Source organism: Psychrobacter sp. NPDC078929 (assembly GCF_050267985.1).
In the GTDB taxonomy this organism is placed as follows: Bacteria; Pseudomonadota; Gammaproteobacteria; order Pseudomonadales; family Moraxellaceae; genus Psychrobacter.
Window position 1 is genome coordinate 119,430 of record NZ_JBNNFX010000007.1, and the last position, 15,909, is coordinate 135,338.

Consider the following 15,909-nt stretch of genomic DNA (forward strand, 5'->3'; position numbering starts at 1 on the left):
GACTAATAGAAAAATATACTTATATCGTCAAACGGAGAATAATATTAATGAATAAAACGACCTCTACACCCTCTACCCTACTTGAACTCGCTGGCGGCACATTCGATGCGCTTGACTGGTCAAATTGTGCGCTCGTTCTTATTGATTATCAGAATGAATATGTCGATGGCGCTATGCTATTAGGGGACGCTGGGGCAAAAGCCATCGCCAATGCACGCCTAGTACTCGATAAAGCGCGTCAGCAAGATTTACCTATCTTTCACATTACCCATCATGGTGCAGAGAATGGCAATGTCTTTGATCCTTTATCAGCTAACGTTGAGATAGTCGAGCAATTGCAGCCGCAAGATGGCGAAACAGTGATTGCCAAAAAGCATCCGAATGCCTTTTATGATACGCAATTACAATCATTGATCTCAGCAACAGAAAAAAAGCAGATTATTTTTGCAGGTTTTATGAGTCATATGTGCGTCAGCTCAAGCGTCCGCGCCGCATTTGATTTAGGTTTCGATAGTTTTGTCTGTCACGATGCCTGTGCCACTCGCGACTTACCTAGCGCTACAAGAGAGCCGATAAGCGCTGAAATCATGCATGATACTGCCATGGCCGCACTACAAGACAGATTTGCCGCGATGGTAACGACCGATGAATTGGTCAATGGCTAGTATGTTGGCATCATCGGAGAATGATAATGTAACCGTTAAACCATAGCGTAAGTTAGTACAGCATAATAATTCAAACGTATTACCCAAGACTTGCTAACTGCGCACGATTATCGCAATATGCTACACTACTGTGATTGCTCAACAGACCAAATAATTTAATAATCTGACAGGTATAAGCAGTCATTTAAATCCTGCAATTTTCATAACTCTAATAAGGATAACTATATGAATATCAAATTATCTCAGCATTTACCAAAGACCCATACGCAAAAAATCCTGAAAAAAGAAGCCAAAAGTAAAGACGATGCTTGTCTGGTTGTATTGGTCGATGACAAGAAAAACATTCTTGCTGAATCTGTGCTGACCGAATATACCACTCGTATTGAGCAGCTGATTGAAGTATCTCACTTCAAGGGCACTACCTGTGAGACTGTTGCTGACTATGCGCTGGCAGGTGATAAAAAAACCACTAAGCAAAACCCTGTACAACTGCTGTTGGTCGGTGTAGGTAACACTGATAAGTTCAACAACACCGTACTGCAAAAAATCGCCAACACTATCTATAGCAGCACACAAAAGCGTGTGTCTTCTATCACTATCGCATTGGGTGATGCACTGGAAGAAAATCACTTTGGTCAATTTGCCCTTAATCTACTGGCAGCTAGCTACCGTTTTGACAAGTATAAGTCTGAGCAAGCGACTCCTGTATTGACTGATGTTTATCTGTTAGCTGATGAGTCACTACAGCCTGCGCTAGCATTTGCTCAGTCAGTATTTGCTGGTCAGAGCCTCACTCGTGATGTGGCCAATGAGCCTGGTAATATCTGCTTCCCAGCTTATATGGCTGAACAAGCTCAAGAGCTTGCAAAAACTTACCCTGACCTATTAACCGTGAAAGTACTAGGTGAAGACGAGATGTCAGCGCTAGGTATGCATTGCTTCTTGGCCGTTGCGCAAGGCTCCACTAAAGAAGGTAAGCTGGTACTCATGGAATACCGTGGCAAATCAGAATTTAGTTCAGATGCAGGCACTACCGAGCAAACCACTAGCAACGCAAAAGTGAGTGGTCTAAAGGCATTGGCCGATAAACTACCAACCAAAAAGTCAGCTAAAAATGCAAGCAAAAATAGCAATGACCATGCACAAGCGACCAATGACGACGCACCTATCGTATTAGTCGGTAAAGGCGTAACCTTTGATTCAGGCGGTATCTCAATCAAGCCAGGTGCGGCGATGGATGAGATGAAGTTTGACATGGGTGGTTCGGCGTCAGTACTTGGTACAATCAAAGCGTTGTGCGAAGCTCGTCTACCAATCAACGTCGTTGGTGCGCTAGCCTGTGCTGAAAACATGCCATCAGGTGATGCAACACGTCCAGGCGATATCGTCAAAGCGATGAATGGTAAATCAGTCGAAATCTTAAATACTGATGCTGAAGGTCGTTTAGTACTAGCAGATACCTTGTGCTACGTGCAGCGCTATCAGCCAAAAGCCATCATCGATGTTGCCACCTTGACTGGTGCTTGTGTGGTTGCACTAGGCCATGTGCGTTCAGCTGTATTTAGTAATGATGAAGATGTCCTGTTTGATTTAGAAAATGCTAGCAACCTATCAGGTGACCTAATTTGGCATATGCCTTTAGATGATGAGTATCAAGCTCAGATTGATTCACCAATCGCCGATATGCAAAACATTGGTGGTAAAGGTGCTGGTGCCGTAACTGCCGCCTGCTTCTTATCGCGTTTCATTGAAGAAGGTCAAGCATGGGCGCATTTAGACATTGCTGGTACTGCATGGAACTCAGGTAAAGACAAAGCAGCCACTGGTCGTCCTGTGCCATTGTTTATGCAATATTTAAAAAACAGCGCAGAGATGGCTTAATCCATTTATGAAAATTAGTTTTTATGTATTAAGTGAAAGTAAGGCCCAAGATTTCTTGGGCTTTATTTGTCAGCTGACTCAGACGGCGCTTAACAAAAGCGCTCAGTCTTTGCTGATTTTAATTGAAGACGAGACATTACTAGCAAATCTAGATACGGCACTTTGGGCACAAGATTCTACGAGTTTTATACCGCATCAATGTCTTTCTGATAATGACCATAAAAGTACTAATGATAAAAGTACTGATGATAGCAACATCGCTACTCATAAATCATTAGCGCCTGTACTACTAGGCAATCATATGCCAGCAGATTTTAATGGTATCGTGCTCAATACGACGACACGTCCCGTCAACGATTTTATGGCCGCTACTAATAATTCAAAACCCTCCCGAGTCCTTGAGTTGATCCGACCTGATGCTACAAGTACCCAAGAAGGTCGCAATAAATATAAAGCCTACCAGCAATTAGGTTACGATCTGACCCACTTTAAGGTGTAGCTCTACTGTTTATTTTCCCCTTATCCTTTACAGCGAAATCTCTTCCTACCTTATATATCACTGCCTATATCGCTGCTTTTACTTTCTTATAAATGAGGTATTCTGAGTAGCTAGCCCTTGCCTATAAGTGCTGCATTCTTTTTATACTAGTTGTATAACTCTACTATCCCTCTGTTTGCACGCAACAGCTACTGCTATGAGCGGTATGCGAATATGTCAAAAAATGCTACCATTCTTCGATAAATTTTCTGTTGTGACAATTCACTTACTTTTAACGGACTTGAGGGTGTACAGATGCGTTCATTAATTGCGATGTATCAGCGTATAGGGCTGGTGCCGCTTATTATTATTGGTTTGGTGTTAGGGGTATTGATTGGTTGGCTAGCGCCAAGTATCGGCACCGCCATAGGGTTGCTCGGTACACTATTTGTCGGCGCACTAAAAGCAGTCGCTCCCATCCTAGTATTTATTCTGGTTATGGCAGCCATTAGTCAACATCGCAGTGGCAATGAAGTCTACGTAAAGCCGGTGCTTATTATGTACATGTTTGGCACTTTTTTGGCAGCGCTAACAGCAGTCGGTGCCAGCTTTTTATTCCCAACAGAGCTGGTCTTGATCAACGCCGATATCGCGCAAGTACCACCTGCCGACTTAAAAGAAGTCTTGACGAACTTGCTCATGAACTTGGTCGCCAACCCGATCAATGCAATCGCCGAAGCCAACTATATTGGTATCTTAGCATGGGCAATTATTATTGGTTTTGCCTTGCGCCAAGCCAGTGATACTGCTCGCAATGTCGTTGGCGATTTTGCTGATGCCATCTCACAAGTGGTCAAATGGATTATTGCTTTAGCCCCATTTGGTATCTTAGGCCTAGTCGCTAGCACGGTTGCTGAGACAGGCTTTGCTTCTTTGGCAGGCTACGCGCGTATCTTAATGGTATTAATCAGCTGTATGTTATTCATTGCGTTGGTTGCCAACCCAGTTATCGTCCTTATTAAAACGGGCAAAAATCCTTATCCACTCGTGTTCAGATGTCTGCGCGAATCAGGAATTACTGCCTTCTTTACACGCAGTTCAGCGGCCAATATTCCAGTCAACATGAACCTTGCCCGTAAGCTTGGACTGCATGAAGACACTTATTCGGTGACCATTCCACTAGGTGCCACCATTAACATGGCGGGTGCTGCGATTACGATTAATGTCTTAACGCTTGCTGCTGCTCATACGTTGGGTATTGAAGTGACGTTTGCATCAGCGCTGCTACTCAGTCTGGTTGCTACGATTAGTGCTTGCGGTGCTTCTGGTGTTGCTGGTGGTTCGTTGCTATTGATTCCACTCGCTGCTAGCTTATTTAGCATTCCAAATGATATCGCGATGCAAGTGGTTGCGATTGGCTTTATCATCGGTGTGATTCAGGATTCAGCTGAGACTGCCTTGAACTCTTCAACTGATGTATTATTTACAGCAGCAGCGGATCCTACGTATTCGCGTTAATTTCTGCTAAAGTGTTTTATATAGACATAAAAAAAGGGCCTTTAAAGGGCCCTTTTTTTATGCGGTATTTTGATTGTTTGATTACTTTAGGTTATCTATGTCGACTTCGATGACTGGTGTTTGCTGTTCTATTTGACGTTTAAGTTGGCGCAGTTGCTCAACCTCATCTAACAGCTCAAGTATCAAACCAATTGCTGGTACGCTGGCTTCAAAGTCACGACTCAGTCGTGATGCACGGCGCACTGTCGTCAGCTGATAACCAGTGAATTGCTCACGCTCTGGTACATCATACTCAATGATATTTTCTTCGATTAATTCGATGACCCATTGGCGCTCTTGGCCACAGGCAGAGACCAGTTCATCTAAGCTCATGATGATGTCTGTAAATTCAGTCGAGTGGTTCATAGCTATTATCCTCGTTTTCTCTTTATTTCATCGGTATCGTGTTCATCTCTGCTATTCGTTTATTACTTCAGTAATAAGTAACGGTTATTCATAATCTTGTTTAACGACTAATATTGGTATCAGCAAAGGCTTGTTTTAGCTGCTCATAAGCCTGTATCGACGCATCACTACTGACATCAGGATTGACAATATTTAAAGTTAGATACAAGTCGCCTGCTTGCTTGGCAGGGATACCCTTGCCTTTAAGACGTAAATTACTACCGGACTTGCTGTTTTTAGGAATGGTCACACCAAGCGCACCCGCTGGCGTACTGACGTTGATTTTTTCACCCAACGCCGCTTCCCACGGTGCAATATTCACAGTTTGATAAACGTCTGCGCCTTCTATACGAATATTGGCATCATGACGAATTTTAACCTTCAAAAACAAATCGCCATTTTTGCCATTACTGCTACCAGCAGCACCTTGCCCTGCTAAACGAATTTGCTTACCGTCAGTGATACCTTTAGGGATTTTTATCTTAAGAGTTTTATTGTCGTATTCGACATTACCATTGGGCTGACGAACAGGGACGTTTAGCTTAATGCTGTAGTCGTCGCCACTATAGACTGAAGACAAATCAACGGTAATCTCGGCATGCTGATCCTGACCTTTGCTATCTTGCGCCCCAAAGCCACCACCAAATTGATCAAAGCCGCTGCTTTGAGAGCGACCACCCGTCTGCCCACCAGCTGACCCACGTGCGCCGCGACCAAATGCTGAAAAAATATCATCGAAGCGAAAACCACCATCACCAAAGGCCTCACCGTCACCAAACTGGTCTTTGATATCTTCCCAGCGAAAACCACCTTGACCCGCATCAGTTTGCCCACTACCACCAAACCCACTTGATCTACTTTGACCTGCGAACGGATTATTGAGCATAGCGTCATATTCAGCGCGCTTTTCTTTATCTCTGATCGTTTCGTAAGCGTTGTTTATTTCTGCAATTTTATTATCAGCATCTGGATGATCACTGACATCGGGATGATACTGGCGAACGAGCTTACGGTATTTTTTTTTGATATCAGCGTCTGAGGCGTCTTTTTTGACCCCTAAAATGTCATAGTAGTTTTTCTCTGCCATGTTATTTTCCCCAAAATAAAAACATATTAGTGGTATCAGTCTGCCAATTTCAAACGATACGGTATAAATGGCTACTAGATTCTGCTATAGCAATTTTTGTAGCCTACTTATCATCATAGCAATAATTACAACAAACACCGTTATATAAATATTACCAGTAGTGATGCCAAGCGACTGCAGCATCTATCGTATCTGAATCACCTAACACTACGCTATTATCGGCCATCACAGTGTCTGAATATGTCATTATAAGCCTAGCATCGTTATTCTTTGATAGCTGCTGGCGTAATGTCAACTTGGCAACATCAATAGCAGCGCGCCCTTCTCGCTTTGAAGTTACGTAAGACAATTCAGCACTTTGGTTATTACGTTTCATACGTAAGCCAAGCTCAATACCGATATCTGCGTGTCTATCTTGATCATGGACCGTCGCATTGACCATACCATAGCCAAGTATATGTTTACCAAACTTAGCGCCTGCGCCAACGCCAGCTTGTGCGTAAGGGCTATGCCGATTGCCAGTAAACATGTCTGTACGAGCGCCTGTTTTCAATTGCCAAGACAGTTTAGGTTCGCCCGATAACGGTTGTCTAAGATCTTCAATCTGCTGCATATCCAAAAATACGAAATCCGTCAATGTCCATTGATACTCATCAAAGTTATAACCCAGTGACACTTTTACGGCTTCAAAATGCTTATCAATATCTGTATGAGCGTTCAGTGGGTCTTTTACAAATAACGATAAACCAACTTCTGCCCTCTCGTCAGATAAAACGACGGTAGTCTGCGTGGTTTTGTTACTCAATGCTGGAGAGGGTTTGTTCGGTACAGTCAGCTGAGCCAAACCATTGCTAGCTGGTAGCGCAAAACGCTGACTGAGCAATTCGCTTTTGAAAGCTCGCTGCTTCAGTGTATTGTCTTGGGTGATTTTATAAGTACGATGTAAGATCAGAAAATCAAGCGCAACCGCCCTATCGTCCGCGTTTAAAGTAGCAAGCGGGGCAGTGCTTTCTGTACGAATGACAGAGTTTATGATGGCTTGTATTGGCTTAGATAATTGTACAAACTTCTCGCGCAGCTGCGTTTGTTCAGAGGGCAAATAGCGTACTGAAGACACTAATGAATCAGCGCCGTTATCGTGTTCTAATAGCTGATCGAATACATAGTCTGGCGCATACCAAGGACCTACTCGCTCAGTCGTTCTTATGTCGCTTATCAGCTCAAGTATCTCTCCTGAGCGATAACCACAATTTTGCTTGATGAAGTAATAGTCAAAGCGAGCGAACTTCGCTTCGTACAAATGATAGTTCAATAATTGCGTTTCAAAGGTATCTAGATTGAGCACGTACTCCCACATATCACGTTGCTCGTTCTTGGAGTATACCGCGTCTTGTTTAAAAAATTCCGTCTCTGAAAACCCAGCATCATAAAACCCAAATAGTCCTTTTAGCGCGTACATTGCACCGTTCTCATTTTCTGGAATACGAGCGCCGAAGTTGTATGAATTATTAAGTAAGTCCTCGCTAGATAGCTCTCTAACATCACTGTTCGTATTATTTATATTATCTATAGACGTGTTGGTTTTGACCAGTACATGACCAAATGAAGAAGCTGGGTTTTTTAAATAGCTGCTTACTAGGATCAGGCTTATTTCTTGATTCGCATCGGGTAATTTTGAGCAGTTTTTGAGATCGACGTTCAGCTCTGGTAGATGATGATTAAGCCATAAATATCTGGCTGGATACTTACAAGCTACGCCCTCATTATTTACTTGCTCTATCGTTGCTATAAGCTCTGCATAGGGATCAAAATTGCGTTTCGAACGAGGCTTAGGATTGGTTAAATAAAAATCTGGTGAGATGACTTCAGCCTTGCCATTTTTATAAAACAATAAATGTTGCCATTGGGAGTGCTTAGCCAATGATTTTAGTTTTATGGGATCAATAGCGGTATTTTTTTGAGAGTTTCGGTTTTGCTCTTGTATCTGCGATTCAGTGAGTCGTTGTACGCTTGGCTCAATATCTGACAAGTTCTCGCGATCACTTAAAGTCATGTCTGCTGCGATAGCCGAATCATTACTAGAAGAGAACTTATTTTCGTTATCTACTATTACTGGATCTGAAGCATAGGCATTCGTTTCATCAACTTCCGCATTGCAAATAGTCGTTGCAGCCAAACAGGCCACCCATAAAAACATCTTTTGCATTTTATTTAGATACCATAAATACATGAGCAATAAAAAACACGTAAGCACTAGGTTTACGTGTTTTTATCATTAAATCATCAAAAGTTTGAGTATTAAACTAAAAACTTAATACCTAGCACTTTCAATATTTAGATAGCACAGCTTTGCTTAACGATGCTAAATAGCGTCTCAGCATTTTGATCTTGCGTAGCAGTACGATAGGCAGAAGTCTGAGTATATTGACCATATTGTGCGCGTACACTAGCAGCTGAATCACAGTTAGCAACGCTTTGTAGTGCAGATAAATGAGCACCTTGGCCTGAAGCTAAGTCTTTTTCCACACTTGGGAAGGCTTCTTTGATCAAAACAGCTGCTCTAACATTACCACCTTGGCAAGTAGCAGGAGACATAGAGTCAGAGGTAGCAGCTGTTGTACCTAAATCCCAAGTCACGTTAGAGATAATAGCAAGGATAGGGCTTGAATTACCAAACAAAGCGCCACCAAGACCACATTCTTTATATACTTGCTCGATAGTACGACCAGTATCAGCTGTTTTAAAGCTAGAACCAAGATCAGCATTCGCTGTACTAAATGGAATCATTGCCGCAACAACTGAAGCGAACGCAATTTTTTTCAACATAAAACTTCCTCGAAAGACGATAAAAAATAGATTATTTGACCAAAAATCAAACTTATTATGAGTATATTTCATAGATACTCTAGAATAATGTTTAACCTTATGCATTCTACAAAATAGTAAGAATATAGCAAGGTTTTTTTACATTATATTATCTATTACTATTTGAGCTTTCATAACGATAATTATGCTATATCGATAGATTTGGTCTTTATATATTACCTATTTATATTACGTTATTGGCTTTCCAGTATTTTGTCGGCTTCTTTATGAGAATCACTCTTTATAAGACTAATTTTAGTACCTACGTCATCATTATTTTTGCTAAAAAATAGCTATTTTTCCTTAAAAAACAGCTATTTGACCTCATGAGTTTTTTACACGGCAGTAATAATATGACAAGCTAGCTCTTGTAGAATCCCCTATTATTCATACTCATAGGGAGTATAGATAACGTAGGCAAGAGCATCTGTCTATTTTATTAATTGCTTAAAGGTATTAAATGTCTTATTTAATCAAGTCTTTGGTTGTCACTTTATCGCTACTAATTAGCACCACAGTTTTCGCTGCCAATACCAGTTATTACGGTAGTAAGTTTCATGGCAAGCGCACAGCGAGTGGTAGTATCTTCAACATGAACTCTTTAACCGCTGCACATCGCACGTTACCGTTCGGCACGAAGGTACAAGTAACCAATCAAAAGACAAAGCAGAGCGTCATTGTAAAAATCACGGACAGAGGACCTTTTATTAGAGGTCGTATCCTTGATTTATCAAAAGCCGCTGCTGGTGAAATAAACTGTCAGCTTTGTACGACCACGATGGAAATACTATCGTACGGTGATGGCAAATATCGTAAGGAATAATGTAATAAAAAAGGGATGGCTTATGCCATCCCTTTTTTATGTCTGTTTATATCACTAACTATCTAGAACGCTTTATGCGAACTTAGCTTCCATCTCTTCTAAAGTCGTCATTGATAGTAGTAACTTCTCTTCATTATCACTATGCTGCTGCTGTAGCGCCATTTGCTCATTGAGCAATACAAGCAAGTCAGACTTACGGCTCTCTTCGTACAGCTCTGTATCAGCCAGTTTTTCTTCAAGCGTCACGAGCTGCTTATCAATCTTAGCCAATGTCTTTTCTGTTTCCTCTATCTCGCGGCGGATAGGTGCTGTCATTTTACGTTGTTCAGCGGCTAGCTTACGCTGCTCTTCTTTAGTAAGTGCAGGCGTCGCAGCTTTACTGTTTGACGAATTATCAGATGCTTTATTATTTATTTGACTATTATCTGTTTCACGTGAAACAAACTTCTTACTCTCTTTTTTGCTTTTTTTCTTACCTGTATTTTTATCTGATGCGTTCTCTTGCTTACGCTTCTCTGCTAGCCACTTGCCGTAGTCGCCAATGTCACCATCGAACTCTTCGATGATGCCATCATGTACCAGATACAGCTCATCACAGACATTGGCAACTAGTTCTCGATCATGCGATACCAGTACCACTGCACCTTTGAAACCTTGTAATGCAATCGTCAATGCTTGACGCATTTGTAAGTCTAAATGGTTGGTTGGCTCATCGAGTACAAGGACATTTGGACGTTGCCAAACAATCAACGCCAAGGTCAAACGCGCACGCTCACCACCAGAGAATAGCTCGCTTGGTGTATCAATGCGCTCACCGCGGAAGTCAAAGCTACCCAAAAATGAACGTAGCATCGCATCAGAGGTTTTGCCCGCTAGGCGACGTAGCATCTCTATAGGCGTTGCTTTGGCATCTAGGATATCCATTTGATGCTGATTGAAATAGCCTAGCTTTAGGGTATCCGAAACACGATACTTCCCTGTTAGTACGCCAAGTTCACCGACTAATGCTTTAATCAGCGTTGATTTACCAGCGCCGTTCATACCCAATAAGCCAAGACGGGTGTCAGGGGTTACCTGTACATTGGCATTGTGTAGAAGCGGTGTCTCACTATAGCCAATATCTGCGTTGGTCAGCTCAATTAGCGGTGAGCTCATGTTTGCAGGCTCATAGAACTGGAACGAGAACGGATTGTCAGCCATCATTGGTGATAGCTCTGCCATACGCTCTAACTGCTTAATACGGCTCTGTGCTTGCTTGGCTTTACTGGCTTTAGCACGGAAACGACGAATAAAGTCATCTAAGTGAGCCTTAGTCGCTTCTTGTTTCTCAAACGCTTGCTGCTGCTGCGCCATACGTTCGTGACGGGTACGAATAAACTGCTGATAGTTACCAGTATACAGGGTGATTTTTTGTTGCTCGACATGCAGGATATGACCGACTGTCGCATCCAAAAACGCTTGGTCATGAGAAATCACAATGACCAGACCCATATAGGCATTGATCCATGTCTCAAGCCATAAGATAGCGTCCAAGTCCAAATGGTTGGTTGGCTCATCGAGTAACATCAGATCAGCACGGCTCATCAAGGTTTTGGCGAGGTTTAAGCGCATACGCCAACCACCAGAAAACCCTTCTACTGGCAGTTCATGCTGGCTAGTCTTAAAACCAAGACCTGCCATAATTTGTGCCGCTTTGGTCGGCGTACGATACCCGTCGATTTCATCGAACTGCTGGTGTAGTACACCAATTTGCTCATCACTGACACTGCTCAAATCGTTTAGCGCAGCATTAATTTCATACCACTGCTCATCACCGCTCAATACATAATCAATTGCAGACTGCGTCGTAGCACCAACTTCCTGCGCCATGTGCGCCACATGCCAGCTATCAGGAATACTGACTTCACCTTTATCAAGGGTGACCTCTGTATCGCCTGTACCCATCTGCGTCAGTAATAGCGCAAATAAGGTAGATTTGCCTGTGCCGTTGTTGCCCGTCAGTCCAACTTTATGACCTGGATGGAGCTGAAAGCTTGCACCTGCAAACAATTCACGACCATCACGGCGAACACCAACGTCTTTAAATTCGATCATATAATTTCTTCATCTCAACAATAATATAGATATAGGGCAATAAGAAACACACATAGGGTATGCCAGCTGGCGGCTATTATTTCAAACGCTCGCCCCATAGGCAAACAATTAAATAACTATTTCAAAACTAAGTATTTATTACGCTAAACACCTTACGTTGCACAAGCGACTCTTGAGCTCATACATGGTTGTTACTATTATAAAGGTTATGGCCGTAAAATACCGTAATATGACTAATAAGCTTTAAGACTGCCTAATATTATTAAGTAGGGTTTTATATAGGGCGTGTTGAACATTCAAATGTGGTGCTGGCAGTGACTATTTTTTAGACAATATGCCGTGAAATTTTTGATGCCTAGTCATTCTAGGTTAAACAATTTCGCCATGTATTGGCAAAAAAGAGTACTGCCCTGAAAGGCTGATGCTAAAATCACCCCAAAGGTCGTTACAAGCCTAGTTAAGGTCTCGACATTATCGTCGGCTTGCGCCTAGTTTGGTGCAATTTTAGCGATCAGCAGCCCTAATATTTGAATGTTCAACACGCCCTAGTCACACGCTATTATTTTTTAGTCTGGTTATTGGTTTAGCCCATTGACGCAGTTATTTTAAAAAACACAATATCAAAAATGGATAACTGCTATTCATTAGTAATAATTCAATAGTTGCATCACTCTTGACAAACGAATCAGCACCCCCATTATGATATACTGCTAAAAGATAAGTGCCCACTATCAATAGAGCCAATAAAATATTGTAGTGGCACAAATACTATTTTGAAATTGCACAAACAGCTTATAATGCACCAATAGCTTTGCCATAATGACAGCACCCAATTAAATCAAACGCCGTGCGTATCTTTATTTGCAAGTACCCTATTGCAAACCCAAACAGGACGACGACCGCATTTGATCCTAGCAACTGAGGTAGATATGAACGAATCAGCCAACCAATTTAGTCCAAGCTCAAGCCAGCCAGTAGATCCTACGGTATTAAGCCTAACCGATAGTGCCGCACAAAAAGTACGCCGTCTACGCGAAGAAGAAGGTGATAGCGATCTTATGTTACGTGTTTATGTGACAGGTGGTGGTTGTTCTGGTTTCTCTTACGGGTTTAACTTTGCCAACGATCTAAACGAAGACGATGCCAATTTTGATAATGGTGATGTGACGTTAGTCGTCGATTCGCTAAGCTATCAATACTTGCAAGGCTCTACCGTTGACTACACCGAAGGACTGGAAGGGGCACGTTTTGTCGTGACCAATCCAAATGCCACGACCACTTGCGGCTGCGGTTCGTCATTCTCTATATAAGCTAAATAGACGCGGTCGCGCTATGGTTATTAAGATAATGCGGTAGTGTGCCAATACTATGTCAAATGGCTTGTAGGCATAATGAACAAAGCATCTATCTCTCAGGTAGATGCTTTTTTTATCAAACTGTCTGGCCAGAATAACGCTATATTCGAGATGAATTTGTATTAAAAACAGGGTCAAAATCCTCACAAATCGCTTTGCCTAAAGCTTATCGTATTTGTAATTGTCCGTGGTTTTCAAGACAGCTTTGAGCTAAACTGACGGAATTATTGACCTAACATTTACCTATTTTATGGACAAACGCTTATCGTGTTTTGATCCGCCATAATAAATAACAATAGATGACTATTATGAGTAATTTTGCGAGTAGCTTTGTTAATTTCGAAATCCCTAATTGGTTTGATAGCCAACACTTAACGGGTATGCTCCGCGGTATTGAAAAAGAGGGCCTACGCGTAAAGCCTGATGGTTTCTTGGCACAGACCCCGCATCCAGCCAAACTTGGGTCAAAACTTACCCATCCTTTTATTACTACCGATTACTCAGAAAGTCTGCTTGAGCTCATCACTGAACCAAAATCCTCACCAAAAGAGACCCTCAATATGCTGCGCCAATTGCACGTATTGGTCTATCAGGGCATACCTGAAGGTGAGCTGATGTGGCCATTATCGATGCCTTGTATGTTGTCTTCTAAAGATGAGGATATCCCACTAGCTGATTACGGTAGCTCTAATACGGGTAAGCTAAAAACCCTATATCGTAGTGGCCTTGGTATCCGCTATGGTCGCCGCATGCAGACGATTGCTGGTTTGCATTACAACTTGTCTTTTGGTGATACGTTGTTTGAGACTTGGCAAGCACAAACACCGACTGCACAAAGCCAAACATTGACAGAGTTCAAAAACGAGAAATACTTAGGGCTGATTCGTAACTTTAAACGTCTGACTAGCCTTGTCTTATATTTACTAGGTGCCAGTCCAAGCGTGTGTCCTTGCTTCTTGGCAGGGCGTGAGCACGATTTAGAATTGCTTAATGATTCGACTTATTACAAACCTGCTGCGACTAGCCTGCGTATGGGTAAGCTTGGCTATACCAATAGCGTGCAAGAGCAGCTTGATATCCGTTACAACTATCTGCCAGAGTATGTCGATGGTCTGCGCCGTGCTATTCAAACGCCGCACGAAAGCTTTGCTAAGCTTGGCCTAGAAGACGAAGATGGCAATCCAATCCAAATTAACAATCATATTCTGCAGATAGAAAACGAGTACTACAGCCCTATTCGTCCTAAACAAATCGCAATGAGCGGTGAAACACCAACCGAGGCGCTTGAGCGTCGCGGTATCGCTTATGTTGAGTTCCGTGCTATCGATCTTGACCCATATAGTGACGTAGGTATTCGCCTCTCTAGTGCTTGTTTCTTGGAAGTGATGGCGCTGTATTGCCTGTTCAGTGACTCACCAGACCTGCTACCTGAAGAAGAAGACACGCTCGCTATCAATCTTGAGCGGGTGGTCAATGAAGGTCGCCGTGATGACTTGCATATTATCAATAATAGTCAAGAGCAGTCACTTGAAAGCTGGATGCTAACGCATCTAGAGCGTATGCAGCCGCTTGCTGCGTTGCTTGATGCTCACTACGGTGGTAATGATTACCGTGCAGCTGTAGCACTAATGCAGGGCAAAGCAGGACACTCTGAGTCGACTATCTCTGCACAAGTAAATTCCGACAGCAAACGCTTAGGCAGCTTATGGCAGCTCGGATTTACGTTGGCTCAGCAGCATCGCGAGTCTTTATTACAGCAGACACTTAGTCCAAATACCCAAGCTAAATACGAGGTATTGGCAGAAAAATCTATCTTGCAGCAAGCTGAGATTGAGCAATCTGAAACAGAAGACTTTGCGGAATTTTTACAGCAGTATCGCTAAGGCGTGATTACTAGCTTTTGATTACTAACTTTTAACTGCCAGTTATTGATTGCTGAATTCTGATGACTAGTTGACGATTGCTAAGGTCTGATTTCTAAATCCTGACTGTGAGGTTTTGACTGCTTAATCTTGATTGCTACCCCACATCTACTATAGATAAACCCATAAGAGTAACCGCACAATGCGACAGCTAACCACTTACCGTAACCTGCAAGTATTTTTGGTGATAATGGCCATCATAGGCATGAGTTTTGCGCTGTTTTATCTACAGCGTCATCTAGGGCTTTCACCTTGCCCACTCTGTATTTTTCAGCGTGTTGGTCTAATCGTCATGGGCGGATTTGCCCTGATATCAGCGTTGTTTAATCCTAAGTCTAAAGTGATAAGACTATTGCTATGGCTTGGGAGTCTAGTAGGTATCGGCTGGGCAACTGCGGTAGCAGCACGCCATGTATGGCTGCAACATTTACCTGCTGACCAAGTACCTTCTTGTGGTCCAGGACTGAACTATTGGCTTGATACCCTCCCTATCCTACAAGTATTCAAAGAAGTATTTGCAGGATCTGGCGAATGCGCCTCTGTTGATTGGATGCTTATGGGATTAAGTATTCCTGAGCAGTCGTTGATTCTATTTAGTGTGCTGCTGATCGTACATGTCTTGATATTAATGCGTATCGTAAAATCTTCCAAGTAGTATCTTATGACTCAATAAGACGTTAGGTTTCTTTCCTAGTTCTGCTTTTAAAACAGACATTGCTATCTTCGATACAATGTCTGTTTTTTTATCTACTATTAATCCGCTCTTACAACCCATAT

General features: G+C 42.4%; 13 protein-coding genes. 8 read left to right on the plus strand and 5 right to left on the minus strand.

All coding sequences use genetic code 11. The features are described 5' to 3' along the window. Positions 1-47: 47 nt before the first annotated feature. The 4 genes from ACQKCG_RS05935 to sstT all read left to right on the plus strand — a co-directional run bounded on the left by ACQKCG_RS05935 (position 48) and on the right by sstT (position 4,542). Entirely contained in the window at positions 48-665 is a 618-nt protein-coding gene (locus ACQKCG_RS05935) for a cysteine hydrolase family protein (protein ID WP_134292244.1), read from the plus strand. Positions 666-890: 225 nt separating this feature from the next. Further along, positions 891-2,546: a leucyl aminopeptidase gene (locus tag ACQKCG_RS05940; protein ID WP_134292243.1), complete on the plus strand. Its 1,656-nt coding sequence runs from the start codon at positions 891-893 to the stop codon at positions 2,544-2,546. 7 nt (positions 2,547-2,553) lie between these two features. Continuing rightward, complete coding sequence (locus ACQKCG_RS05945) at positions 2,554-3,045, plus strand: DNA polymerase III subunit chi (RefSeq protein WP_134292242.1); 492 nt, start codon at positions 2,554-2,556, stop codon at positions 3,043-3,045. Between the two features lie 294 nt (positions 3,046-3,339). After that, positions 3,340-4,542 carry a serine/threonine transporter SstT gene (sstT, locus tag ACQKCG_RS05950; RefSeq protein ID WP_134292241.1) on the plus strand — a complete coding sequence of 401 codons (1,203 nt, stop codon included), beginning with the start codon at positions 3,340-3,342 and terminating at the stop codon, positions 4,540-4,542. A gap of 81 nt (positions 4,543-4,623) precedes the next feature. Here sstT and ACQKCG_RS05955 read toward each other — a convergent pair whose 3' ends face one another. From ACQKCG_RS05955 to ACQKCG_RS05970, 4 genes are all read right to left on the minus strand, one after another. Beyond that, positions 4,624-4,947, minus strand: coding sequence for a chaperone modulator CbpM (locus ACQKCG_RS05955; RefSeq protein WP_134292240.1), 324 nt, complete (start codon positions 4,945-4,947; stop codon positions 4,624-4,626). A gap of 100 nt (positions 4,948-5,047) precedes the next feature. Continuing rightward, a complete protein-coding gene (locus tag ACQKCG_RS05960) occupies positions 5,048-6,073 on the minus strand; it encodes a DnaJ C-terminal domain-containing protein (RefSeq protein ID WP_134292239.1) in 1,026 nt (341 codons plus the stop codon). Between the two features lie 151 nt (positions 6,074-6,224). Beyond that, a complete protein-coding gene (locus tag ACQKCG_RS05965) occupies positions 6,225-8,249 on the minus strand; it encodes a DUF4105 domain-containing protein (RefSeq protein WP_201556069.1) in 2,025 nt (674 codons plus the stop codon). A 158-nt stretch (positions 8,250-8,407) separates the two neighbouring features. Further along, complete coding sequence (locus ACQKCG_RS05970; protein WP_166739218.1) at positions 8,408-8,899, minus strand: DUF3015 family protein; 492 nt, start codon at positions 8,897-8,899, stop codon at positions 8,408-8,410. A 499-nt stretch (positions 8,900-9,398) separates the two neighbouring features. Between ACQKCG_RS05970 and ACQKCG_RS05975 the strand changes: the two genes are divergently transcribed. Then, a complete protein-coding gene (locus tag ACQKCG_RS05975; protein ID WP_134292236.1) occupies positions 9,399-9,761 on the plus strand; it encodes a septal ring lytic transglycosylase RlpA family protein in 363 nt (120 codons plus the stop codon). A gap of 72 nt (positions 9,762-9,833) precedes the next feature. Here the strand turns inward: ACQKCG_RS05975 and ACQKCG_RS05980 are convergent, their stop codons facing one another. Beyond that, positions 9,834-11,855 carry an ATP-binding cassette domain-containing protein gene (locus ACQKCG_RS05980; protein ID WP_427585270.1) on the minus strand — a complete coding sequence of 674 codons (2,022 nt, stop codon included), beginning with the start codon at positions 11,853-11,855 and terminating at the stop codon, positions 9,834-9,836. Positions 11,856-12,784: 929 nt separating this feature from the next. Here ACQKCG_RS05980 and erpA point away from each other — a divergent pair. From erpA to ACQKCG_RS05995, 3 genes are all read left to right on the plus strand, one after another. Further along, entirely contained in the window at positions 12,785-13,165 is a 381-nt protein-coding gene (erpA, locus tag ACQKCG_RS05985; RefSeq protein ID WP_057757666.1) for an iron-sulfur cluster insertion protein ErpA, read from the plus strand. A gap of 353 nt (positions 13,166-13,518) precedes the next feature. Beyond that, positions 13,519-15,093, plus strand: a complete 1,575-nt coding sequence (gshA, locus tag ACQKCG_RS05990; protein ID WP_134292234.1) for a glutamate--cysteine ligase — start codon at positions 13,519-13,521, stop codon at positions 15,091-15,093. A 181-nt stretch (positions 15,094-15,274) separates the two neighbouring features. After that, on the plus strand, positions 15,275-15,787 hold the full coding sequence (locus tag ACQKCG_RS05995) for a disulfide bond formation protein B (protein WP_134292233.1): 513 nt from the start codon (positions 15,275-15,277) through the stop codon (positions 15,785-15,787). The last annotated feature ends 122 nt before the right edge of the window (positions 15,788-15,909 follow it).